Raw genomic sequence first — 313 nt, forward strand, 5'->3', positions numbered from 1 at the left:
GGCATCGTGCGGAATGTGGGACGCTCATGAGAGTGCTCGTTGTTGATGCGCTGGCGCTGGTTTTGTATATCGTGGTGTCGCTGCCTGCGATGACGGGCGTTGGCGCGCACGAGAGGCTGGGGCTTGGTATCGGGTTGGTCCTGCTTGTGCACGGGGCCCAGCATGTTGATTTTGCCGGCCACCTTTTGACGAGTCGGGGCGCCTGGCGAGCAAAGGGACGAATTTTGCTCGATGATGCGCTGGTGCTTTCCGTTGCAGTTGTTGTCCTGTCGGGTCTCATGGAATCGGGAACAGTTCTGCCTGCCTTTGGCTT

At 59.1% G+C, this 313-nt stretch carries 1 pseudogene; it reads left to right on the plus strand.

The features are described from left to right. Positions 1-26: 26 nt before the first annotated feature. Positions 27-313 (plus strand): annotated as a pseudogene (locus tag NE591_RS13775) (hypothetical protein); the annotation flags it as partial.

The organism is Adlercreutzia sp. DFI.6.23 (assembly GCF_024462535.1).
Classification (GTDB): domain Bacteria; phylum Actinomycetota; class Coriobacteriia; order Coriobacteriales; family Eggerthellaceae; genus Adlercreutzia; species Adlercreutzia rubneri.